This window comes from Kitasatospora hibisci (assembly GCF_043950205.1).
In the GTDB taxonomy this organism is placed as follows: Bacteria; Actinomycetota; Actinomycetes; order Streptomycetales; family Streptomycetaceae; genus Kitasatospora; species Kitasatospora hibisci.
Genome location: NZ_CP171642.1, coordinates 7438319 through 7461365, shown reverse-complemented (window position 1 = coordinate 7461365; position 23047 = coordinate 7438319). Strand labels below are relative to the sequence as shown.

Sequence of the window (23047 nt, the reverse complement as noted above, 5' to 3'; positions counted from 1 at the left end):
ACCACGGCCCGCCGCGGCCCGACCGACGGCCCGTCGACGACCCGCCGGCCGACCCGGCCGTCGCCCCACCACGACCCGTCCGCCACTCCGTGGAATGATCGGGACATGCCTACTCTCGACAACCAGGCCGACTACTGGAACTCCGCCGGCACGGCGAAGACCTTCGGCCACCCGCTCCACCCCGCGTGGCTGGCCGGGCTCGACCGCGGCGCGGCGCTGCTCGACTACGGCTGCGGCTACGGCCGTCTCGCCGGCGATCTGGCCGCGCTGGGCTTCACGGACGTCGAGGGCGTCGACGTGGCACCCGCCCTGGTCGACCGGGCCCGGTCCGAGCAGCCCGCGGCACGGTTCACCGTGCTGACCGATCCGCCCAGGCTCGCGCACGCCGACGCCACGCTCGACGCGGCACTGCTCTTCGCCGTCCTCACCTGCGTGCCGGACGACGCGGCCCAGCGTGACCTGGTCGCGGAGCTGCACCGGGTACTGCGGCCCGGCGGCCTGCTCTATGTCAGCGACTACTGCCTGCAGCCGGACGAGCGCAACCGCGAGCGCTACGCCCGGTTCGCCGGGCGGTACGGCCGCCACGGCGTGTTCGAGACCAGCGACGGCGCGGTCTGCCGCCACCACACCCGGGAGTGGCTGGACGCGCTGCTCGGCGCCTTCGACCCGGTCGCCGAACGCACCCTGCCGGTGCGGACGATGAACGGGCGTCCGGCGGTCGCCACCCAGCTCCTGGTCACCCGGCGCTGACCGGCCGACCGCGCCCCACGGACGCGCGACGCGGCGCGCGCAGGCCAGAAGGCTCCAGGCCGGAGAGGGCGGAGGGGCCGGAGGGACCCGAGGGAGCGGAGGGCTCGACGAGGGCGGCGCCGGAGGTCGCGGGTGACGAGGGGAGCGGATCATGCGGGCCGGACGGCACAAAGATGGGGGCGAGTCCCCCATGCCCCGACGGCCCCGGCAGGACAAGGATTCAGCACCGAGGGCAGCGACTTCGACGGCAGCGCCGCCCTCTCCCGGCATCGGAGGTGCGGTGGTGGCAGAGGTGAGCGCCGTGCGCAGCGCGCGCCCCGACGGGGGCCGCGCACCGGATCAGGGCCCGGTCGCGCAGGTACCCACCGCGGCCACCGCGACCCCGCACGCTCCGATGCCCGGCGACGCCCCGGTCCAGGCCACCGTGCCGGCCCCGACCGGGGCCTCCGCCCCGGCCCCCGCCGCGGTATCGACCCCCGACGCGGCGGGGGGCGCCGGGCGGACGGGCCCGGCCCGGCTCCGTGTGGCCGGGCCGGCCCCGTCCGCCTGGTGGGAGCCGGCCCTGACACCGGGCCAGGCCCGTCCCGAGGGGCGCCCCGACTGGGCCGCCTTCACCGAGGCCGCGGTCGCCACGGCGCCGGTCCGGGCGGTCGTCCCCAAGACGTCGTACCCGGGCCTGACCGGCTTCGGCCTCGTCCTGGCGCCGTTCGCCGACCGCGCGCTCGTCCGGCTGTCCGCCGCCCTCTGCCCCGCCGCAACCCCGCCCGGCCGCACCGGCCCCGCCTCACCCGCCGACCGGAGCGCGGCGGCCAACCTCGCCGTCCACCTCGACCTGCCCGCCCTGCGGGCCGCCTTCGCCACCGGGCTCACCGAGCGCCTCGCCCGGATCGCCGCCCGCACGCTGGTGCTGGAGCTGCACACCGCCCGGGCCGCCGGCCGGCTCCGCGGCGGCACCCCGCAGGATCGGTTCCGCTCGTTCGTCGCCCTCACCGCCCGCCGCGAGGGCCTCGCCGCCCTGCTCCGGACGTACCCGGTTCTCGCCCGGCTGCTCGCCCGGACCAGTCTGGACGCCGCCGACGCCTACGCCGAACTGCTCCTGCGACTCCTCGCCGACCGACCGCTGCTGGTCTCCGACCTGCTGCGCGGCACCGACCCGGGGCCGCTGGTGGCCGTCGACACCGAGGCCGGCGACCGCCACCGCCACGGCCGGGCCGTCGCGGTGCTGCACTTCGCCGACGGCGCCTCCGTCGTCCACCGGCCGCGCCCGCCCGCGGCCCACCGCCACTTCAACGCCCTGCTGGGCTGGTACAACAGCCGACCCGGCGTGCCCCGGCTGCGCGCGCTCGGGCTGGTCGACCGGGGCGGCTACGGCTGGACGGAGTTCGCCGGGTTCCGGCCCTGCCGCACCGGGTTCGAGGTCGAGCGGTTCTACCGGCGCCAGGGCGCGCTGCTGGCGCTGCTGCACGTGCTGGACGGCACCGACATGCACGTCGAGAACGTGGTCGCCTGCGCGGACCAGCCGGTGCTGGTGGACGTGGAGACGCTGTTCCACCCGCCCTCCCCGGCCGGCCCGACGGCGGACCCGGCGGCCCGCGCACTGGAGGAGTCGGTCCACCGGGTCGGCCTGCTGCCGCAGCTGCTGCTGGGCGACGCCGGCGCGGTGGACGTCTCCGGCATCGGTGGCGGTCTGCATACCACCTCCCCGGTGGAGGGCGTCGACTGGGCCGGCGCCGGCACGGACGAGATGCGGCTCGTCCGGCGGCCCCGCCCGTTCCGCGAGGCCCGCAACCGCCCCCGGCTGGACGGCGCCGTCGTCGACCCCGCCGACCACACCGACGCCCTGGTGGCCGGGTTCCGGGCCGGGTACACGGCGCTCGCCGACGGCCGGGACGACCTCACCGGGCCCCGCGGCCTGCTGCGCACGTTCGCCGAGGACGAGGTCAGGGTGGTGCCCCGGGCCACCCGGGTCTACGCCCGGCTGCTGGACGAGTCGACCCACCCGAACCTGCTGCGCGAGGCCGCCGACCGCGGCGCCGTCCTGGACCTGCTGCGGACCGACGCCGTGGACGACCCCGGCCGCCCCGGGCTGGCCGACCACGAACTCGCCGACCTGTGGGCCGGCGACGTCCCGCTCTTCACCACCCGCCCCGGCGGCCGCGACCTCTGGACCGCCGACGGCCGCCGGCTGCCCGGCGAGCTGACCGAGACCGGGCTGGCCCGCGCCGAGGCCAAGCTCGCCGCGCTCGGCGGGGTGGACCGCAAGGACCAGGAGTGGATCGTGCGGGCCGCGATGGCCTGCGGCGCCGCCGTACCGGCGCACCGACCCGGCCGTCCGGCGCCGGAGAACCTGTGGGCCACCGCCCCCGAGCCGGAGCGGCTGCTGGCCGCCGCCCGCGGTGTCGGCGACCAGCTGGTGGCGGCCGCCTACGGCGGGCGCGGCCGGACCAACTGGCTGGGCCTCGAACTGCTCGCCGACCGGTACTGGCGGGTCCGGCCGCTCGGCGCCGACCTCGCCGGCGGCTACACCGGAACCGCGCTCTTCCTCGCCCAACTCGCCGCCCTCACCGGCTCGGACCGCTACGCCGAGGTGGCCCGCCGGGCGCTCGCGCCCGTCCCCGGGCTGCTGGACACGCTCGCCGCGCACCCCGACCGGCCGGCCGCCGTCGGCTCCGGCGGCTTCGCCGGGCTCGGCGGCATCGCCTACGCGCTCACCGAGATCGCCCGCACCCTGGACGACCCGCTGATCCGGCAGTGGTGCGAGCCGGCGGTGGCGCTCACCGCGGCAGCCGCCGAACGCGAGACCGACACCGGTGTGCACAGCGGCACCGCCGGCGGACTGGCCACGCTGCTCGCCGTGCACGCCGCCACCGGCCGACCCGAGCCGCTGAGCGCCGCCGCCGACTGCGCCGCGCTGCTGGCCGCCGCCCCGGCACCCGCCGGGACCGGCTTCGCACACGGCGCGGCCGGCACCGGCTGGGCGCTGCTGCGGTACGCGGAGGCCGTCGGGGAGCCCGCCGACGGCCCGCACCGCGCGGCCGGACTCGCCGCCCTGCACGCCGCCACCGCCGTCCGGGCCCGGGAGTCGTCCTGGTGCCGAGGCCGGCCGGGCATCGCCCTCGCCGTGGCCGACAGCCCCGCCGCCCTCGCCGAGCGGCCGCTCGCCGAGTGGCTGCAGCGCGCCGCCCGGAACACCGCCCGGGCCGCCGGCCTGCCCGACCACAGCCTCTGCCACGGCGAGCTGGGCGTCCTCGAACTGCTCGGCCACGGCCGCCCCGCGCCCGGCCGGACGCCCTGGGTACGGCGGGCGGGCGCGCTGCTGGCCGGTCTCGACCAGGACGGCCCGCGCTGCGGCAGCCCGGACCAGGTGCCGCACCCGGGTCTGCTCACCGGCCTCGCCGGGATCGGCCACGGCCTGCTGCGGCTGGGCTATCCCGAGCGCGTCCCGCCCGCGCTGCTGCTGCGCCCCGGTGCACCGGCCGACCCGCCGACCCGCCCGCCGACCCGTTGAACGCGCCGCGCCCGCCGTCCGTCAGGATGGCGGGCGGTGCGGCGGGCGGGCAGCCACCCGCCCGCTCCGACCGCCACCCACCCGACGACGAATGGGAGAACCCGTGAACGACACCGACCTGGCGCCGACCCGGCAGCACCCGGACACCCGGTCCGACGACTCCTTCGACCACCCGGCCGGCGAGATCCGCCTGCGGGCCGGCGGCGGCCTGGGCCTGCGCTCGCAGCTGCTCGCCTCCGGCGGCACGGCACCGGCCTTCGACTTCCCGACCATGACCGTCCCGGCCTAGGACCCGGATCCGGGCCGTCACACCGCCGCCACCGGGGACCGGGCAGCCTCCCGGTGGCGGCGCCCGGCAGGCCGAACCGGCCGCGTCCGGTCCGACGCCGCCGGGGCCCTCCCCGCCCTAACCGGACCCGATTCCCGCAGATGCGATCGTATGGTAACGATCCCGTGATGGCGGCGCGTTCGCCTTACGGCCGATGAGCTGCACTACAGATCCGACGAACCGTCAAGTAGCCTGCGCCCATGCGCACGACTTCGTCGATCACCGTCGGCCGGGACGCCGAGATCAGCCTGCTCGGCAGCGCGCTGGCCGCCTCCCGCCAGCGGGCCGGCCGGGCGGTCTTCCTGCTCGGCGACGCCGGCATGGGCAAGTCCCGGCTGGCCGGCGAGTGCGCCTACCAGGCCTACGGACTGGGCCTGCCGGTGCTGCGCGGCCGGGGCTCCTCGACCCTGACCGTGACGCCGTTCCGGCCACTGGTCGAAGCCCTCGCCTCGCGCTTCCGGGCCGCCGGCACGCCCACCGACGCCGAGCTCGACCCCTACCGCCCCGCACTCGCCCGGCTGGTGCCCGAGTGGCGCGCGACCGCCGGAACCGCGCCCGCCTACCCGGAGACGGTGGTCGAGCTCGCCGAGGCGCTGCTGCGCCTGCTCGCCGTCCTCGGCCGCGACACCGGTTGCGTCCTGCTGCTGGAGGACCTGCACGACACCGACGCCGAGACGGTCGCCGTGCTGGAGTACCTGGTCGACAACCTGGAGGGCCTGCCGGTGCTGCTGGTCGGGACGCTGCGCGGGGAGCCCGGACCGGCCCTGGACCTCGTCCGCGCCGCCGAACGCCGCCGCGCCGCCACCGTCACCGAGCTGCGGCCGCTGCCGCCCGCCGACGTCCGGACGATGGCCGCGGACATCCTGGAGAGCGAGGCCGCCGCAGTACCCGCGCCGGTCCTGGAACGGCTCGCCGAACGCGGCGACGGCTGCCCCTACCTCGTCGAGGAACTGCTCGCCGACATGATCGCCTCGGGTGCGCTGCGCCGGCCCGAGGCCCGCTGGGAGGTGGCCGGCGACCTCTGCACCGCCGTCCCCACCACGGTCGTCCGCAGCTGGGGCGGGCGCATCGACCAGCTCGACCCGCCGGTGCGCGACCTGCTGCTCACCGCCGCCACCCTGGGCAGCCGCTTCTCCGTCGCCACCGTCCAGTTGATCACCGGTCACGACGACCGGACGCTCTTCAGCCACCTGCGCTCCGCCTGCGAGGCCAACGTCATCGTGCCGGACGGCGCCGACCCGGACCGCTACGCCTTCCGGCACGCCCTCACCGCCGACGCCGTCATCGCGACCCTGGCCCCCGCCGAGCGCGCCGCCCTGGCCCGCCGCGCCGCCGGGGCGATCCTGCGGGCCGACCCCGAGCTCGGCGACGAGCGGCGCCAGCTGGTGGCCTCCCTGCTGGTGGCCGGGGGCGACCCGGCGGGCGCCGCCGCGCACCTCGCGGAGGCCGGCCGGCGGACCCTGGCGACCGGCGCCGCCGGTTCGGCCGTGGTGCTGCTGGAACGCGCCCACGATCTCGCCGGGTCGGCGGACCGCGCCGCCGTCGTCGAGCAGCTGCTGCTGGCGCTGGCCGAGGCCGGCCAGCTGGACCGGGCCTTCGAACTGGCCCGTGCACTGCCCCCGATACCCTCCGCCGCACCGGCGAACGCACTGCCGCCAATGCCCACCGACCACCCGCCCACCGACCACCCGCCCGCGGACCGCCCGCCCGCGGACCGCCCGCCCGCCCACGGCCGCCCCGCCGCCGACCGCCGGATCGACCTGCACACCCGGCTGGCCTTCGCCGCGGTGATGGCCGAGCGCGCCGGCGAGGCCGCCGCCCAGCTCGCCGCCGCCCGGGCACTGGCCGGCACCGAACTGCGCCCCGAACAGGACGCCGCCCTGGTGGTCGTGGAGGGCCACCTCGCCCTGCTGCCCGGCCACGGCCCCACCGCCGACGGCGCCGAACAGCCGGAACAGGCCGAGGCTGCCGGGGAGACCGGCACGGCCCGCACGGCCGGAGAGCCCGGGCGCACCGGAGGCACCGTCGCGACCGACACCCAGCCGGCCCGCGCCCGACTCGCCGAGACCGAGCGCCTGGCCCGCCGGGCCGCCGAGGTGGCCGAGGCCGCCGGTCTGCCGGTGGTCGCCTGCCAGGCGTGGCAGTTGCTCGCCCTGCTCGCGCGCGAGCGCGGCTTCGACGACGCCGACGCCTGCCTGGAGCGGATGCTCGCCGTCGCCGAGGCGCACTCCCTCCCGGTCTGGCGGGTCCAGGCGCTGCTCCGGCTCGGCGCCAACGCCTTCATGCGCACCGGCGACGGCGCCCGCCTCGAAGCCGCCCGGGAGGCCGCCGCCGCGCTCGGCGCGATCGTGCTCACCCAGACCCTGGACGGCCTGCTCGCCATGAACGCCGTGCTGCGCGGCGAGTGGGACACCGCCCGCGCCGTCATCGACGACCGCCTCGACGCCACCGCCCGGCTGCGCAACCTCGGCGCCCACCGCTATCTGCTGCTCGGCTCCGCCACCCTCGCCGCCCATCTCGGCCGCGACCGCGAGATGGAGCGCGAGCTGGCCCGGTTCCGGCAGGCCGGCGGCGAGGAGTCGTTCCTGATGCCGCTGCGCCACGGGCTCTGCCGGGCCGTCGGCGCCCTGCTCGCCGAGGACGTCGGCCGCGCCAGGGCCGAACTGGCCGCCGGGATCGCCTGGGAGGAGCAGCATCCCAGCGTCTTCTACCTGGCCGGCCGGCACGGACTGCACCCCCTGCTGGAGGTGCTGTCCGGCACCTGGCACCGCGCCGACCTGGTCCGGGCCGCCGCCACCCCGGCCGCCGAGCTCGCCTGGAACCGCCAGTTCCTGGGCTTCGCCGACGCCGTCCTGCTCGGCCGCGAGGGTCAGCCGGACGAGGCCGCCCGCGCCGTCGCCGAGGCCCGCGCGACCGCCGCGCCGTTCCCGCTCGCCCACCACCTCGCGCTGCGGCTCACCGCCGAGAGCGCGCTCGCCGACGCCTGGGGCGAGCCGGTGGCCTGGCTGCGCACGGCCGAGGAGTACTTCCACGCCACCGGCGTCCAGCCGGTCGCGTCCGCCTGCCGAGCCCTGCTGCGCCGCGCCGGCGCCAGCGTCGCCCAGCACCGCGGCGGCCGCGACGCCGTCCCGGCGGAGCTGCGCGGCTGCGGTGTGACGCTGCGCGAGTACGAGGTCTTCGTCCTGCTCGCGGAGCGGCCCGGCAACCAGCAGCTGGCCCGCCGGCTCTCCATCTCCCCGCGCACGGTGGAGAAGCACATCGCCGGCCTGCTCGCCAAGACCGGCCGCCCGGACCGTGCCGCCCTCTGCGACCTCGCCGCCGAACTCGCCGACGGCCCAATCGTGTAGGGCCGGTTCCGTGGACCGGGCCGGGCTGCCGCGGGTTCCGGGTGCCGCGGCTCAGGGCGTCAGGCGGACGATCTCACCGATCTCCAGTGCCACGTGGACGGCGCCGTCCGGGCCGACGGCGATGCCGTGCGGCTCGGCACCCGGGACGGGCAGCTCGTAGCCGCGGTAGGCGCCGTCCGGGGTCAGGCTGCCGATCCGGTTGCCGGCCCACTCGGTGAACCAGAGCCGGCCCTGGGGGTCGGCCGCGATCGCGTGCGGCCGGGCGGCCCGGTCGGGCAGCGGGTGCTCGACGACCGCGCCGTCCGGCGCGATCCGGGCGACCTGCCCGGCGCCGATCTCGACGCACCAGAGCGCACCGTCGCCGCCTTGGGCGATCCCGACCGGGGCCGCCCCCGCGGTGGGCAGCGGGTGCACGACGACCTCCCCGGCGACGGTGATCCGGCCGACGGCATGAGCCTGGTTGAGGGTGAACCAGAGCGCCCCGTCGGGCCCGGCGGTGATCATCGACGGGAGGCCTCCCCCCATCGGCAGCGGATGCTCCGTCACCTCGCCGTCCACGGTGATCCGCCCGATCCGGCCGGCGTTCAGCTCGGTGAACCAGAGGGCGCCGTCGGGGCCCGCGGTGATCCCGTACGGTCCGGCGCCCTCGGTCGGCAGCCCGAACGAGCATCCCCGGCCGTCGGTGCCGATCCGCCCGATCCGGTGGTCCCGCATCCGGGTGAACCAGAGCGCGCCGTCCGGGCCCGCCGTGATCACCGCCGGCCCGCTCCCCGGCGCGGCCGGGCCGAACCGCCGCACCGAGCCGTCGGCCGCCAGCCGCCCGACCTCCCCGGAGTGCACCAGCGTGAACCAGACGCCGCCGTCCGGGCCCACCGCCACTCCGTACGGCCCGGCCTGACCGTCCGACACCTGGAACCGCTCGAACGCCATCCGCAACCCACCCCTTCACTATTGCGACTTCCGTCGCATTAGTGATCCTGCCACGCCTCCGTCCGTACGGCAACTACCTGTCGGCCGCGGCCTCGCCCACGGCCGGCCCGGCACGGGCGCCGCGCCGGGTGCGGCCGGCGTCGCCGCGCAGGACCGAGATCACGCCGACCGCGGCGGCGCAGAGCGGGACGGCGAGCAGGGCGCCGAGGATCCCGGCGAGGCCGGCGCCGGCCACCACGGCGATCATGATGGTGGCCGGGTGCAGCTCGACGGTCCGGCTCTGGATCAGCGGCTGCAGGATGTTGCCCTCCACCGCCTGCACCCCGAGGACGATGCCGAGTGCCCAGAGCGCCGTGCCGATGCCGCCCTCGGCCAGGGCGACCAGCACCGCCACCGTCCCGGAGAGGAAGGCGCCGACGAACGGGATGTAGGCGCCCATGAAGACCAGGGCGCCGAGCCCGGCCGCACCGGGGACTCCGAGCAGCAGCAGGCCGACGGTGATGAAGAAGGCGTCGATCAGCGCGATCAGCGTCGTGCCCCGCATGAAGCCGGCCATCGCGTCGAAGGCCCGGCCGGCGCAGGCGACGACGGTCTCGGCGGTGCGGGGCGGGAGGTTGGCACGGATGGACTCGCCGGTGCGGTGGCCGTCGCGGAGGAAGAAGAAGACCAGCGCCAAGGCCAGCACGGCACCGGTCAGGACCTGCGTGGCGAGGCCGAGGCCGGAGAGCACGCCGTTGGTGACGGTGGAGACCAGCGCACTGCTCTCGCCCTGGGCGTTGTCCAGCGCGTGGCGGATCTTCTCGCCGAACGGCCCGAGCCACTCGGCGATCCGGTCGCCGGCCTCCTGGAGTGCCGAGGCGATCTGCGGGGCGCTGTGCACCAGGGAGTTGACCAGCAGGGCGACCACGCCGCCGACGGCGGCCACCAGCAGGGCGCAGGTGAGCCCGGCGGCGGTGCCGCGGCCGACCCCGCGCCGGACCATCCACGGCATCACGGGGTGGAGCAGCGCGGTGCCGAGCAGCGCGAGGGCGACCGGGATGGTGGCGGCGCGCAGCTCGACCAGGGCGAAGCCCACCAGGGAGGCGACGGCGATGAGGAGGATGCCCGCGGCCGACCAGGCGGCGGCCGCCCGGATCACGGGCGGGAGCATCAGGTACGGCCGCCGGTGGTCCTCCCGGCGCTCGGCGGGACCGCCTCCGGACGGGGACTCCCCCGACATCTCCACCTCCGCCTGGGTCGATCGCACCCTCCTCGCCCCATCTCAGCAGATGATGTGACGGATCGCCCGTTATGCGGAATCCGATGTGCCCCACGGCAGCGGCCCCGGGGCGATCACGCCCGGCCGGAGCACCTGGGAACAGCGCGGGAGGAGCGCCGGCAGGAGCGCGCCCGCCCTATCCCGCCTCCTCGAAGCGGACCGTCCCGCTCCCACCGGCGAAGGCGAGGACCCGCTCGGCCTCGGCCTCGGCCGCCTGCCGGTCGGCCCGCCCCAGCGCCGCGAACGGGCGGATCACCACGGTGCGCTCGCCGCTCTCGTCCTCCGTCAGCTCCCAGCTGCCGGCGACCAGGCCGTCGACCAGCAGGATCCCGAGCACGATGCCGTTCTGCGTCATCACCCGCGGCCGGTACTCCTCCGGCAGCACCCTGGTCCGGTCCGCGTGCGAGAGGACCAGGTTGTCGAAGGGCGCGACCAGCCGGACCGGCGCCGGCACGGACGGGTCCGGCCGGGGCGCGTCGGGCAGGTCGTACAGCGTCCGGCCGTGCTCGTCGCGGAACGTGAGCAGCTGCGGTTCGAGCCGCTTCAGGACCGGGCCGAGCCGGCTGAGGCCGCACCACTTCTGCAGGTCGGCGGCGGTGGCGGGGCCGAACGCGGCGAGGTGCCGCAGTGCCAGGTCGTCCGGCGAGGGCGCCGGGTCCAGCGGGCGGCCGAGCCAGTGCTCGGCGGTGGTGTGCGCGGCGGCACCGCTCCGGCCCCAGACGCCGCGCGGCGGCACCTGGACGAGCGGCAGCAGGCACCGCGCGGCCTGGGCGAGCGCGGCCGGATCCCGGTCGGGGCGGCCGGCGGCCAGGAGTGCGCCGAGCCGCCGGAAGGTGAGCGGCTCCTCCTCGACCAGCACCCGCGCCTCGGCGGCCAGCGCGTCGAGATCCAGGCCGGTCAGCCGCTTGCCGTAGGCGCTGCGCAGGCCCTGGTCGAGCACGGGCTGGACGAGCGGGCGCAGGGTGAGGCAGTCGTCGGCGGTGACCAGGTGGATGGTGCCGCGCTGGAGGGCGATCCGGACCACCTCGCGCCCCTCGATCAGCGCGGTCAGGTCCTCGTGGGCGAAGCCGTCCAGCCGGCTGAGCAGGCCGAGGTAGGGCGGCCGCGGCGCGGCCTGCGCCTGGAGGCCGCCGAGATGGCGCACCATCGCCCCGGCCGTCATGGTCGAGCGGGTGAGCAGGTGCTGACGGGCCAGCAGCGCGCGGCCGAGCGCCCGGGCGCCCAGGACGGGCGGGCCGGCCGCGGGTGACCGGCTCACCGCCGGCCGTCCAGGACGGAGCGCAGCAGGTCGATCCGGTTGGTGGTGATCGAGTCGACGCCGGCCGCGCACAGCCGGCGCATCGTGCGGCGCAGGTCGGCGGTCCAGGTGGAGACGGCGAGCCCGGCGTCGTGGGCGGCGGTGGTGAACTCGGCGGTGACCAGGCCGAACGGCGGGTTCAGGTAGGTCGGCCGCAGGTCGTCGAGCAGGGCGCGGACGGGCAGCCGGGGCTGCTTCCAGGTGAGCGCGATCTCGGCGTGCGGGGCGGCGGCGCGGACGGCGAGCATCGCGGTGGCGGGGCCGCAGAAGGCCACCCGGTGCTCCAGGCCGAGGCCGGTGACGACCTCCCAGGTGGCCGCGGCCGGATGCGGGTCGTCCAGGTCGATCAGCAGCCGGGCGGCGGGGGTCGCGGCCACCGCCTTGAGCGCCTCGGCGAGGGTGGGGACCGCGAGGTCGCCGTCGCGCAGCTCCTCCAGCTGGTCGAGCGGGACGCGGCGCAGCGGGCGCAGGTCGCCCCAGAGGCGTTCCAGGGTCTCGTCGTGGAGCAGCACGGGCACGCCGTCGCGGGTGAGGCGGACGTCGACCTCGACGGCGTCGGCTCCGGCGGCGAGCGCGGACTCGACGGATGGCAGGGTGTTCTCGCGGTACCGGTAGGGGTCGCCGCGGTGGGCGACGGCGAGCACCGGGCGGAGGTCGGCGGCGGGGCGGGCGGCGTTCGGACGGGCGGCGTTCATCGCGGCGGTGGGGTTCCTCGGGTCGGTCGCGCTTCGGGTCACCCGGCCCGGCTGGCGCCGGGCCGGACGGCGGGCGCTCAGCGGATCAGTCCGGCGAGCCACGGGGACAGCTGGAGGTGGGTGACGGCCTCGCGGTAGCTCGGTTCGCCGGGGACGGTGACGACCAGCGTGCAGGACGGCGGGAAGGCGCGCTGCTTGACGTGGACCAGGCCGGTCCAGACCGAGTGCAGGAAGGCGGGCACGCTGTCGCGCGGCACGTCGAAGGCGATGTCGTCGACGGTGACCACGGCCTCGTCGTGGACGAAGAGGCGGACGCTGATCGCGGGCCGTCCGGCGATCTCCAGCAGCGCCTCGTGGGGTATCGCGTCGACTCCGGAGCCGCCGGCGGCCGTGTCGGCGCCGACCAGCCCGGCGAACGTCCGGTCGCGGCCGATGTCGTGGCTCGCACGGACCTCGCGGCCGTGCCGGGCGGCCATCGCCTCGACGGCGAACACGGCGCTCTGGGTGGACGGCAGCGGCGGGTGGGGCATCGGGCGGTGGTCCTCTCGTCGGCGGGAGCGGAGCTTCAGCGTCGTTCGATCATCACATTGGTCGACTTGATGACCGCGGTCGCCGGGGCGCCGGGCACCAGGTCGAGCTCCTCGGCCGACTCCCGGCTGATCAGCGACACCACCCGGAACGGCCCGGCCTGGATCTCCACCTGAGCGGCGACGTCCCCGAGCACGACGTCGGTGACGATGCCGGGGAACCGGTTGCGCGCCGAGGAGGGCCGCCCCTCGCTCTCGGCGTTCTCGGGGCGGGCGAGCTCCCGGGCGAAGGCGGCCAGCCGGGCTCCGGGGATGATCCGGTGACCGTGCTCGTCGCGCTCGGCGGCGACCCGCCCCGCGTCCACCCAGCGTCGCATGGTGTCGGCGCTCACGCCGAGCATCGCCGCCGCCTCGCCGATCCGGTACGGGTTGACCGACGCCTCGGACTGGCCCATGGGTGACTCCTGACGGTGGTTCGGGGCGGGGACCGCGGGGCCGGGGCCGCCCTCGGGGGTCGCGGCGGCCGCGGAGGCGACCGCCGCCGCCATCCTGCCGTACCGGGCGCCCCCGGGGCCAAGCGGAGCGGGCCGGCACCGGTCCGACGGGCGGCGAGCAGGGCGGACGGTGGCCTCGGCGGCCCGCCCTACGGCTCACCGAAGAGGTCCCGCCGGACCGCGTCGCCGGCGGTGAGGACGGCGCCGGCGAGCACCGCGCCGCCGCCCGCCGTCCCGGCCCGGACCTCGGTGCGAAGCGGCGAGAGTCCGGCCAGCCGGTGCTCGACCCGACCGGCCAGCTCGGGGCCGCCGGCCCGGCCGATCTCGCCGCCGAGCACGACGCAGCCCGGGTCGAGCACGACGCAGACGGCGGCCGCGCCGACGGCGATCCGCGCGGCGAGCTCGTCCAGGAAGGCGGCTCCCGGCTCGCCCTCGCCGAGCGCGCCGAGCGCGGCGCGCACGGCGGCCTCGGCTGCGGCCGCGTCGTCGGCGGGGTCGGCGGGCAGGCCGTGGGCGCGGGCCAGACCGCAGACCGCGGCGCTGCCGACCAGACCGTGGAAGCCCTCCTCGCACCCGGCCGCGCTGGGCAGGCCGGAGGTACCGGGCACGGGCAGGAAGCAGATCTCGCCGGTGCCGCCGGAGGCCCCGCGGCGGAGCCTTCCGTCGAGGATCACGGCGGCGCCGACGCTGTGGCCGAGCCAGATCAGGACGAAGGTGTCCCGGCCCTGAGCGGCACCGATCCGGTACTCGGCGCGGCCGGCCAGGTTGACCTCGTTCTCCAGGATCACGTCGGTGCCGGGCAGTTCACGCAGTGCGGCGAGGAGTTCGGCGTGCCAGCCGGGCAGCGCGCCGGTGCTGTGCAGGCGCCCGGTGGCGGGGTCGACCAGGCCGGGGGCGCCGACGGCGACGGTGTGCAGGCGCTCGACCCCGGCCTGCCGGGCGGTCTCGTGCAGGGTGCGGACGATCCGCTCGGCGGTCCCGTCGCCGCCGCCGTCCCCGACGGCCAGCTCGGCGGTGGCCAGGGCCTGTCCGGCGAGGTCGGCGACGACCAGGCTGACGCCGCCGGAGCGGACGTCGACGGCGGCGAGGTGGGCCCGCGAGGCGACGAGCGCGTACAGCCGGGCGTTGGGGCCGCGCCGCTGCTCGCCGCGCTCGCCGACGACGGCGACCAGGCCGGTGCGCTGCAGGCGCTCCAGCAGGTCGGCGACGGTGGGCCGGGAGAGGCCGGTGAGGTCGCGCAGCTCGGTTGCGGTCAGTGGCCCCTGTTCGAGCAGCAGGTTGAGCGCCAGCCGGTCGTTGATCGCCCGGGCGGTGCTCGGCGTGGCCGTACGCGCGGTGGTCATGGACGTGCATCCTTCCAGAGTGTTTCTATCAGGATCCCTTCCTGATAATTTATCGAACCGCAGCCCGGTACGGACGGCCGTCCGCCGGGGCACACACCAGTAGGAACCCCCACACCCGGTGGGAGCGCCTACGGCAACCACCACCCACAGGGCATCGCCGCGCGCCGCGCGGCCGGGAGGGCAGACCTGATGACAGACGCACCGACCACAGGACCCCAGACGGGGCCGGCCGGGACCGGGCCGGCCGACGAGGCGCTGGAACGGCCGCGCCGGGCGAGGACCGCCATCGCCCTGGTGTTCGCCGTGCACGGCGCGGTGGGCGGCACCTTCGTCAGCCGCATCCCGTGGATCCAGGACCGGCTGGACCTCTCACCCGGCCAGCTCGGCCTCGCCCTGGTGATGCCGGCGGTCGGCTCGTTCGTGGCCATGCCACTGGCCGGCCGGGTGGTCCACCGTCACGGCGGGCGGGCGGCGGTGCGCGGGCTGCTCTCGGTCTGGTGCCTGGCGCTGGTCCTGCCCGCGCTCGCCCCCTCGCTGCCGGCCCTCTGCGCGGCCCTGCTGGTGTACGGCGCGACCGCCGGCATGGCGGACGTCGCGATGAACGCACAGGGCGTGGAGATCGAGCGTCGGCTCGGGCGCTCGATCATGTCCGGACTGCACGGGATGTGGAGCGCGGGCGGGCTGCTGGCCTCGGCTCTGGGCATCCTCGCCGCCCACCGGGACCTCGACGCCCGGCTCCAGCTGACCGTCACCGCCCTGGTGCTCTGCGCCCTGGCCCAGCCGGTCTGCCGCGGCCTGCCCGACTTCCGGGCGCCCGAGGAGGCCGAGGCGCCGCCGCGGTTCGCGCTGCCCCCGCGCAGCTCGCTGGTGATCGGCCTGGTCGGCTTCTGCGCGGTGTTCGCCGAGGGCGCGTCGATGGACTGGAGCGGCGTCTACCTCAAGGACGTCACCGGCGCCTCCGCCACCCTCGCGGCCGCCTCGTACACGGCGTTCTCGCTGACCATGGCGGTCAGCCGACTGGCCGGCGACGCGGTGATCCGCCGGATCGGCGCCGTCCGGGCGACCAGGCTCAGCGGCGCGGTCGCGGTCGCGGGCGGCGTGCTGGTGGTCTGCGCGGACAGCCCGCCGCCGGCGATCCTCGGGTTCGCCCTGATCGGGATCGGAATAGCGGTGGTCGTCCCGCTGGCCTTCGCGGCGGCCGGCCGGATCGGCGACAACCCGAGCCAGGCCATCGCGGGCGTCGCGACCGTGACCTACACCTCCGGCCTGATCGCGCCCGCCATCGTGGGCGGGCTCGCCCAGGCCACCTCGCTGACCGCCTCCTTCGCGGTGGTCACCGCCCTGGCGCTCGCCCTGCTGCCGAGCGCGGGCGCACTGCGCCGCGCCGAGCCCGACGCCGCGGACGCCGGCGCCCGGCCGCCTGCGGAAGCAGCGGCCGCGTCCTGCGGCCGGTAGCCGGGGGCCGGGCGGGCCGGCACGGAGGTTAGGCTCGGCCGGTGCCCGACACCATGCCGCTCGCACCGCCCGCACCGCCCACCGCCGAGCCGCCGGCCGGCGAACCACCGACCACCGGGGCGGCCACGCCGCCGACCGGTCCGGCCGCGCGCTCGGCGTGGCTGCGGTTCGCCCTGCTGGTGCTGATCCTCGGCGCGGCGGCCGGTTCGCTGCTGCTCTGGAGCCCGACGGCACTGCTCTCCGGCGGCCTCCCCGCCGGGGTCCCCGGGTACTGGCTGGCACCGGTCTTCGTCACGGTGTACGCGGTGGGCACGCTCGCCTTCGTCCCGCGGCCGGCGCTCAACGCGGCGGCCGGGCTGCTGCTCGGCATCCAGCAGGGCGTGGCGATGGCCGTGGTCGGCACCACGCTCGGCGCGGCGATGGCCTTCGCCCTGGGGCGGCTGCTCGGGCGCGAGGCGCTCCGCCCGTACCTGCGGGGACGAATGCTGCTCGCCCTGGACAAGCGGTTCACCGAACAGGGCTTCCGCAGCGTGCTGGTGCTCCGGCTGATGCCCGGACTGCCGTTCCAGGCCGGCAACTACGGTGCGGCCTTCTCCGGCGTGCGGTTCGTGCCGTTCCTGATCGCCACCGCGCTCGGCGTCACCCCGGCGACGGCCGTCTACGTCACGGCGGCCGCCAGTGCGGACCAGCCCGGCTCGGCCGCGTTCCTGCTCTCGGCCGGCACGATCGGCGTGCTGGTCGCGGGGAGCCTGGTGGGGCTCTGGCGGGCGGCCGCGCGACGGCGTTCGCGCGCGGCCTGAGCGCCCCCGGGCGGCGGCACGCCCCGCCCACACCGACTATTCGCTCGCATCCACGGCGCCGGGTGCGCCACGATGGCCGCCATGACGACGACCACCACCCGGATCGATCCCCCGATGGCGGCGGACGAGCCCGCGATGCTGATCGCCTGGCTCGACTACCACCGCGCCACCCTCGCCCTGAAGTGCGAGGGGCTGACCGACGAACAGCTGAAGCTGCGGTCCGTCCCGCCGTCCGCGCTCTCGCTGCTCGGGCTGGTCCGGCACATGGCCGAGGTCGAGCGGCACTGGTTCCGGACCATCCTGCTCGGGGAGGACACCGGCCCCGACGGCCTGTACTGGACCCGCGAGGACCCGGACGGCGACTTCGACAGCGTCGACGGCGCGGACGCCGCGGCGGACTTCGGCGCCTGGCAGGGCGAGGTGGCCGCCGCCCGGGCCGCATGCGCGGGCCTGCCGCTGGAGACGGTCGGCAAACGCGACCGCCGGGGCGAGCAGGTGACGCTCCGCTGGATCCTCCTCCACATGGTCGAGGAGTACGCGCGGCACAACGGGCACGCCGATCTGCTCCGGGAGCTGGTGGACGGCGCCACCGGCGAGTGAAGTATTTTCCGCATTGTTGACAAAGGGTCAATTGGGCGGTGACCGCGACCGATATGGTCTACGCGCGCAACCGTCCGCGCTTCCGTTGCGTCGCAACAGTTGCCCGGGTTCGCCCGGGTTTCCGGCGCGGCACGACTCGTACGGGGGTCGCGAGCGGGCACGGGACCGGTGATCAGTGCGATACTCGGACAGTTCCGACGAGTGGATGACGTGTCAAAAGGACACGCGCACCGGGGACCTGTACGGAACGAGGCAGGGAGGCGCGGCATGGGAGCACTTCGCGACGAGCACCACAACGGGTGGCTGATGCCCTCCGGGAACTACCCGGCCGCGGTGTACGACGACGAGTGGATCGAGCAGGAGACGGTACCGTCCTCCCCCGCCCCCACGAAGATCGTCTCCCTGCGGCCGACCGGCTTCGAGGCCGCCCGGACGGTCGGTGAGCACATCCGGGCGAGCACCCCGGTGGTCATGGACCTCACCGAGATGGAGGAGGCCGAGGCCAAGCGCATGGTCGACTTCGCCTCCGGACTGGTCTTCGGCACCTGCGGCGGCATCGAGCGGATCGCCCGCCGGGTGTTCCTGCTCACCCCTGCGGACGTCGAGGTGATGGTGATCGACCGACCGCTGGACGACACCGGGTTCTACAACCAGAGCTGAGCACCCGCGCGCGACCGGGCGCGCGCGACCGAAGAGACCGGGGACGGCCACCGCCGTCCCCGGTCTCTTGCTGTCAGCCCCCGGACCCCAGAGAGCGCTCGTCCAGACCCGCTTCACCGTCGACTCATCTGCATCGCCCCATCTTCGATTGAGACATGCATGTCTCAATCGATGTATGCTTGCATCATGGCCACCGATCGCGATGCCGTCCTCGAAGCCGCCGTGGGCGTGCTCTCCCGCCGCCCCACCGCGCACCTCGACGAGATCGCCCGCGCGGCGGGCATCAGCCGCGCCACCCTCCACCGGCTCTTCCCGGGCCGGGACGCCCTGATCCGCGAGGTCGGCCTGCTCGGCCTCCAGCGGTTCCGCGCCGCCCTGGACACCGCGGCCATCGAGGACGGCGACGCGCACGCGGCGCTGCGCCGCCTCGTCGACGCCGTCGTCCCGGACGCCGCGCTCTGCGCCTTCCTGGCCGGCGAGAACCAGCTCTACGACGACGAAGCCATCGACGAGCTCTGGGAGTCGCAGATCGTCCGGATGCACGCGCTCTTCCTGCGCGGTCAGCAGCAGGGCGTCTTCCGCGTCGAGCTCTCCGCCGCCTGGCTCAGCGAGGCCTTCTTCGACCTGGTCGCCGGAATCGGCTGGGCCATCCAGGACGGCCGGCTCGCCCCGCGCGACGCGGCGTTCTCGCTCGCCGAGCTCTTCCTCGGCGGCGCCCTGCGAACCCCGCCCCAGCCGCATCCGCAGTAAGCACGTCCCCCACCCACAGCACCTCGGACGCACAGGCCGCCGGAACCGGCGGTCGGAAACCGATACCCCATGAGCAGCACCCTCCGCACCAGCCCGCGCCAGCGCTGGACCGGCCTCGCCGTCCTCGTCCTGGCCGTCACCCTGGTCGCCGTCGACGCGACCGTCCTCTCCCTCGCCATACCCTCGATCAGCGAGACGCTCCGCCCCAGCGGCACCCAGCTGCTCTGGATCGGCGACGCCTACTCCTTCGTGCTGGCCGGCCTGCTGGTCAGCATGGGCGCGCTGAGCGACCGGATCGGCCGCAAGAAGCTGCTGCTGGCCGGCTCCACCGCCTTCGGCGCCGCGTCCCTGCTCGCCGCCTACGCCCCCGGCCCGGGCTGGCTGATCCTGGCCCGCGCGCTGCTCGGCGTGGCCGGGGCGACCATCATGCCGTCCACCCTCTCGCTGATCCGCGCGCTCTTCCCGGACGACCGCGAGCGCGCCACCGCGATCGGCATCTGGGGCGCCGGCGCCACCGCGGGCGCCGCCCTCGGCCCGGTCGTCGGAGGGGCACTGCTGGAGCACTTCTGGTGGGGCTCGGTCTTCCTGCTGAACATCCCGGTGCTGCTCCTGCTGCTGGTCCTCGGCATCTGGCTGCTGCCCGAGTCCCGGGATCCGCGGCCGGGTCGCTGGGACGTGCTCAGCGTGCTGCTCTCGCTCGCCGGCGTGATCGGCGTGGTCTACGCCGTCAAGGAGGCCGCCGCGCACGGCGTCGCCCGCTGGGACGTCCCCGTCGCCGCAGTGCTGGGCGCCGCCGCGCTGACCGTCTTCGTCCGGCGCCAGCTGCGCCTTCCGACTCCGCTGCTGGACGTGCGGCTCTTCGCCGACCGGCGGTTCACCGCGGCCGTGCTGGCCTCGCTCACCGCGCTGATCGGCCTCTCCGGCGTCGTCTTCGTGACCTCGCAGTACCTGCAGCTGGTCCGTGGCTACGAGCCGCTCCAGGCCGGCCTGGCCGAGCTGCCGGCCTTCGCCGGCGCGGTGGCAGGCGGCCTGCTGACCGCCCGGCTGGTGCGGCGCACCGGCGCCCGGGCCGCGCTGACCGCGGGCCTGCTGGCCATGGGCCTCGGCGTCGGGATGATCGGCTGGGTGCAGCAGGACACCGCGTACCTCGTGGTGGCCGCCGCCTTCCTGATCGTCGGCACCGCCGAGGGCGTGGTCTACACGCTCGGCGCCGACCTCGTGCTGGGCGCCGCGCCCGCCGACAAGGCCGGCGCCGCCTCCGCGGTCTCCGAGACGGCGTACGAGCTGGGCACCGCGCTCGGCATCGCTCTGGTCGGCTCGGTGGCGACCTCGCTCTACGCGAGCGGGCTGGCCGTCCCGGCCGGGGCCGGCCCGGAAGCTGCGGCCCGGGCGGGCGAGTCGCTGGGCGGTGCGGTGGAGGCCGCGGCCGGCCTGCCGGCCGCGCTGGCCGAGCCGCTGCTGGCGAGCGCCCGCGACGCCTTCGTGCACGGCATGAACGTCGCGGCGGTGCTGGCCGGGGCCTCGCTGCTGGCCGCCTCGGCACTGGCCTGGCGCCTGCTCCGCAGGCTGCCGCGGGCGGCGCAGCAGGACGACCGGCCGGAGCGGCGTGACCGGCCGGAGCAGCAGCCCGCGGAGCGGGTGAGGGCGGACGCGTAACCGAAGCCCGCGGTGCCTTCGCCGTCGCCCGTCGATCCCCGTGTCCCCCGCAGGGGCGCGGGGATCCGCGCGTTCCGGCCGGCGGCCCCGGGCCGGGCACTCCCAGCGTCGGTGGTCTCGGGCCCGGCGGTCTCAGACCGTCCCGAACGGGAGCTCCAGCTCTGCCCAGACCACCTTGCCGTCCCGCGTCAGCCGGCTGCCCCAGCGCTGGGCCAGCTCGCTGACCAGGAACATGCCGCGGCCGCCCTCGTCCTGCTCGGCGAACGGGCGCAGCTGGGGCGTCTGCCCGCCGGTGTCGGCGACCTCGACGGTGAGCACCCGGTCGCGGAAGAGCCGGAGCCGTCGCGGGGCGTCGGCGTGCAGCAGGGCGTTCGTGACCAGCTCGCTGACCAGCAGCTCGGCGTAGTCGGAGAGTGCGGACAGGCCCCAGGCGTCCAGGGTGGCGCGGGTGAAGCGGCGGGCCTTGCCGGGCAGGCGGCCGCCGCCGGTGAGCGGGAGGGTGGCGATCCGGTCGGCGGGCAGCGGCAGCACCCGGGCCATGATCATCGCGATGTCGTCGTCGGTGCCGTCGGTGACCAGCGCGCCGAGGACGGCGTCGCAGCTCTCCTCCAGGGTGCGGCCGGGCCCGGCCAGGGTGCGGGCGAGCAGGTCGATGCCGTCGTCGAGGTCCTGGCCGCGCCGCTCGACCAGGCCGTCGGTGTAGAGGGCGACCATGGCGCCCTCGGGGAGGGCGAACTCGATCGACTCGAAGGCCACGCCGCCGACGCCGAGCGGGACGCCGGGCGGCACGTCGACCCTGCGGGTGGTGCCGTCCGGGCCGACCCAGACCGGGGGCAGGTGGCCCGCCGAGGAGACCTGGACGGTGCGTTCCAGCGGGTCGTAGACGGCGCAGATACAGGTGGCGAACTGGCCCTCGCCGATGCCCGAGGCGGTCTCGTCGAGCCGGGTGAGCACCTGCTCCGGCGGCATGTCCAGGGTGGCGAGGGTGCGTGCCACGGTGCGGAGTTGGCCCATGGTGGCGGCGGCGCGGATGCCGTGGCCCATGACGTCGCCGACCACCAGGGCGACCCGGCCGCAGGAGAGCGGCACGACGTCGAACCAGTCGCCGCCGACCTCGCTGACCACGCTGCTGGGCAGGTAGCGGTAGGCGATCTCCAGCCCGAGGGTGCGGTGGATCTCCTGCGGCAGCAGGCTGCGCTGCAGGGTCAGCGCGGTCTCGCGCTCGCGCCGGTAGAGCCGGGCGTTGTCGACGGCGAGCGCGGTGCGGGCGACCAGTTCCTCGGCGAGGGCGACGTCGGCGTCGGTGAACGGCTCAGGGTTCCGCATCCGGATGAACTCGGCGCCGCCCAGCACCATGCCGCGCGCGGTCATCGGCACCATCAGGTACGAGTGAATGCCGGCCGCTATCCCGGGGGCGACGCGTTCCGGGGTGGCGACCAGGCCGCGCAGCACGTCCTCGTCGACGTGGGAGCGCAGCAGGGGCCGCCCGCTGCGCAGGCACTGGGTGTAGCTGCGGTCGGGGGCGTACTCGGAGACCTCGCCGACGGTGTCGACGGCGAGCGCGAGGCCGGACTCGTAGGACTCCCCGACGGCGACGGCGCGCAACTGGACGGAGCGGTCCAGCGGGATGGTGGTGGGCTCGGCGCCGCGCAGCACCGGTTCCAGCAGGTCGACGGTGGCGAAGTCGGCGAAGCGCGGCACGACGGCCTCGATCAGCTCCTCCGCGGTGCGCTTCAGGTCGAGGGTGGTGCCGATCCGGGCGGTGGCCTCGGCGATGGTGGCGAGACGTTCCTGCGCGCGGGAGGCACGGGCCTCGGCCTGGAACCGTTCGGTGACGTCGATGATGGACGAGCAGGCCCCGAAGACCCGACCGGTGGAGTCCTGCAGCCGGAAGTAGGAGGCGGACCAGGCCCGGTCGCGGCGCGGGTCGCCCGGGACGCGGCCGTGCGATCGGGCATCGACCACCGGGCGGCCGGTGGTGAGCACCTGTCGCATGGTCTGTTCTATCTCGGCGCTGTTGATGCCGGGCAGGACGGCGCTGATCCGCCGGCCCAGGTGCTCCTCGACGGGGACGCCGTTCATCCGGGCCAGCGCCTTGTTGAGCCGGACGTAGCGCAGGTCGGTGTCGTAGACGGCCATGCCGATCGGGGACTGGCCGAAGATGCCGTCCAGGACTGCGAGGTCGGCCTCGACCCGGTGGAGTGCCGCGGTGTCGGAGGCGGTGGCGAGGAGCAGCAGGGTGCCGGCCGGTCCGGCGATCGGGTAGGTGCGGAACTCCAGCTCGACCACGTGCCCGTCCCGGTGCCGGACGGGGAATATGCCGGACCAGCCCTTTCCGCTCATGATGCGCTCGAAGAGGGCGAGCACCTCGGGGCGGTCGTCGCCGGAGGTGAGGAGCTGGGCGGCGTAGCTGCCGACGGCCTCGTCGGCGGAGAAGCCGAGCAGGGCCTCGGCGTCCTCGCTCCAGTGCAGGATGAGACCGTCGTCCTGGAGCAGGGCGGTGGCGAGCGGGACCAGGCGGTGGCCGTCGAGGCGTGCGGGGGTTCCGTCCCGCGCGGGGCCGGCGGCATCGGTCGCGTCCCACTCTTGTCCGTGCATGATCAGGCAGCACCCCGGTTCGGCTCGTGCCCGGCCGGGCGGGGCCTCGCG

At 76.3% G+C, this 23047-nt stretch carries 18 protein-coding genes; 10 read left to right on the top strand and 8 right to left on the bottom strand.

Translation table 11 applies throughout. The features are described 5' to 3' along the window. The first annotated feature begins 105 nt into the window (after positions 1-105). The 4 genes from ACF9IK_RS32480 to ACF9IK_RS32465 all read left to right on the top strand — a co-directional run bounded on the left by ACF9IK_RS32480 (position 106) and on the right by ACF9IK_RS32465 (position 7933). Positions 106-750 (top strand): class I SAM-dependent methyltransferase, encoded by a 645-nt coding sequence (locus ACF9IK_RS32480; protein ID WP_395297643.1) that lies wholly within the window; start codon positions 106-108, stop codon positions 748-750. Positions 751-1033: 283 nt separating this feature from the next. Beyond that, the gene (gene lanM, locus ACF9IK_RS32475; protein ID WP_395297642.1) at positions 1034-4258 is read left to right on the top strand and encodes a type 2 lanthipeptide synthetase LanM; all 3225 of its coding nucleotides are present in this window, start codon (positions 1034-1036) and stop codon (positions 4256-4258) included. Between the two features lie 103 nt (positions 4259-4361). Next, positions 4362-4547: a hypothetical protein gene (locus ACF9IK_RS32470; RefSeq protein WP_395297641.1), complete on the top strand. Its 186-nt coding sequence runs from the start codon at positions 4362-4364 to the stop codon at positions 4545-4547. 239 nt (positions 4548-4786) lie between these two features. Further along, positions 4787-7933 carry a helix-turn-helix transcriptional regulator gene (locus ACF9IK_RS32465; protein ID WP_395297640.1) on the top strand — a complete coding sequence of 1049 codons (3147 nt, stop codon included), beginning with the start codon at positions 4787-4789 and terminating at the stop codon, positions 7931-7933. 51 nt (positions 7934-7984) lie between these two features. Here ACF9IK_RS32465 and ACF9IK_RS32460 read toward each other — a convergent pair whose 3' ends face one another. The 7 genes from ACF9IK_RS32460 to ACF9IK_RS32430 form a co-directional block, all read right to left on the bottom strand. Continuing rightward, positions 7985-8863 carry a virginiamycin B lyase family protein gene (locus ACF9IK_RS32460; RefSeq protein ID WP_395297639.1) on the bottom strand — a complete coding sequence of 293 codons (879 nt, stop codon included), beginning with the start codon at positions 8861-8863 and terminating at the stop codon, positions 7985-7987. A gap of 73 nt (positions 8864-8936) precedes the next feature. Beyond that, positions 8937-10109 carry an AI-2E family transporter gene (locus tag ACF9IK_RS32455; RefSeq protein ID WP_395297638.1) on the bottom strand — a complete coding sequence of 391 codons (1173 nt, stop codon included), beginning with the start codon at positions 10107-10109 and terminating at the stop codon, positions 8937-8939. A 148-nt stretch (positions 10110-10257) separates the two neighbouring features. Continuing rightward, positions 10258-11379, bottom strand: coding sequence for a winged helix DNA-binding domain-containing protein (locus tag ACF9IK_RS32450; RefSeq protein WP_395297637.1), 1122 nt, complete (start codon positions 11377-11379; stop codon positions 10258-10260). Continuing rightward, positions 11376-12113, bottom strand: coding sequence for a glycerophosphodiester phosphodiesterase (locus ACF9IK_RS32445; RefSeq protein WP_395297636.1), 738 nt, complete (start codon positions 12111-12113; stop codon positions 11376-11378). Before ACF9IK_RS32445 ends, ACF9IK_RS32450 begins: the two co-directional genes overlap by 4 nt. 77 nt (positions 12114-12190) lie before the next feature. Continuing rightward, positions 12191-12643, bottom strand: a complete 453-nt coding sequence (locus ACF9IK_RS32440; protein WP_395297635.1) for a hypothetical protein — start codon at positions 12641-12643, stop codon at positions 12191-12193. 35 nt (positions 12644-12678) lie between these two features. Further along, complete coding sequence (locus ACF9IK_RS32435) at positions 12679-13095, bottom strand: TOBE domain-containing protein (protein WP_395297634.1); 417 nt, start codon at positions 13093-13095, stop codon at positions 12679-12681. A gap of 188 nt (positions 13096-13283) precedes the next feature. After that, positions 13284-14477, bottom strand: a complete 1194-nt coding sequence (locus ACF9IK_RS32430; RefSeq protein ID WP_395297633.1) for an ROK family transcriptional regulator — start codon at positions 14475-14477, stop codon at positions 13284-13286. A 189-nt stretch (positions 14478-14666) separates the two neighbouring features. Between ACF9IK_RS32430 and ACF9IK_RS32425 the strand changes: the two genes are divergently transcribed. The 6 genes from ACF9IK_RS32425 to ACF9IK_RS32400 all read left to right on the top strand — a co-directional run bounded on the left by ACF9IK_RS32425 (position 14667) and on the right by ACF9IK_RS32400 (position 20398). Next, the gene (locus tag ACF9IK_RS32425; protein WP_395297632.1) at positions 14667-15932 is read left to right on the top strand and encodes an MFS transporter; all 1266 of its coding nucleotides are present in this window, start codon (positions 14667-14669) and stop codon (positions 15930-15932) included. Positions 15933-15973: 41 nt separating this feature from the next. Next, on the top strand, positions 15974-16732 hold the full coding sequence (locus tag ACF9IK_RS32420; RefSeq protein ID WP_395297631.1) for a TVP38/TMEM64 family protein: 759 nt from the start codon (positions 15974-15976) through the stop codon (positions 16730-16732). Positions 16733-16813: 81 nt separating this feature from the next. Then, the gene (locus tag ACF9IK_RS32415) at positions 16814-17332 is read left to right on the top strand and encodes a DinB family protein (RefSeq protein ID WP_395297630.1); all 519 of its coding nucleotides are present in this window, start codon (positions 16814-16816) and stop codon (positions 17330-17332) included. A 267-nt stretch (positions 17333-17599) separates the two neighbouring features. Beyond that, entirely contained in the window at positions 17600-17992 is a 393-nt protein-coding gene (locus ACF9IK_RS32410) for a cell division protein SepF (RefSeq protein WP_238864950.1), read from the top strand. A gap of 186 nt (positions 17993-18178) precedes the next feature. Next, positions 18179-18742 (top strand): TetR/AcrR family transcriptional regulator, encoded by a 564-nt coding sequence (locus ACF9IK_RS32405; protein WP_238864949.1) that lies wholly within the window; start codon positions 18179-18181, stop codon positions 18740-18742. 69 nt (positions 18743-18811) lie between these two features. Then, the gene (locus ACF9IK_RS32400; protein WP_395297629.1) at positions 18812-20398 is read left to right on the top strand and encodes an MFS transporter; all 1587 of its coding nucleotides are present in this window, start codon (positions 18812-18814) and stop codon (positions 20396-20398) included. A gap of 132 nt (positions 20399-20530) precedes the next feature. Here ACF9IK_RS32400 and ACF9IK_RS32395 read toward each other — a convergent pair whose 3' ends face one another. Further along, the gene (locus ACF9IK_RS32395) at positions 20531-22996 is read right to left on the bottom strand and encodes a SpoIIE family protein phosphatase (protein WP_395297628.1); all 2466 of its coding nucleotides are present in this window, start codon (positions 22994-22996) and stop codon (positions 20531-20533) included. Positions 22997-23047: the final 51 nt, after the last annotated feature.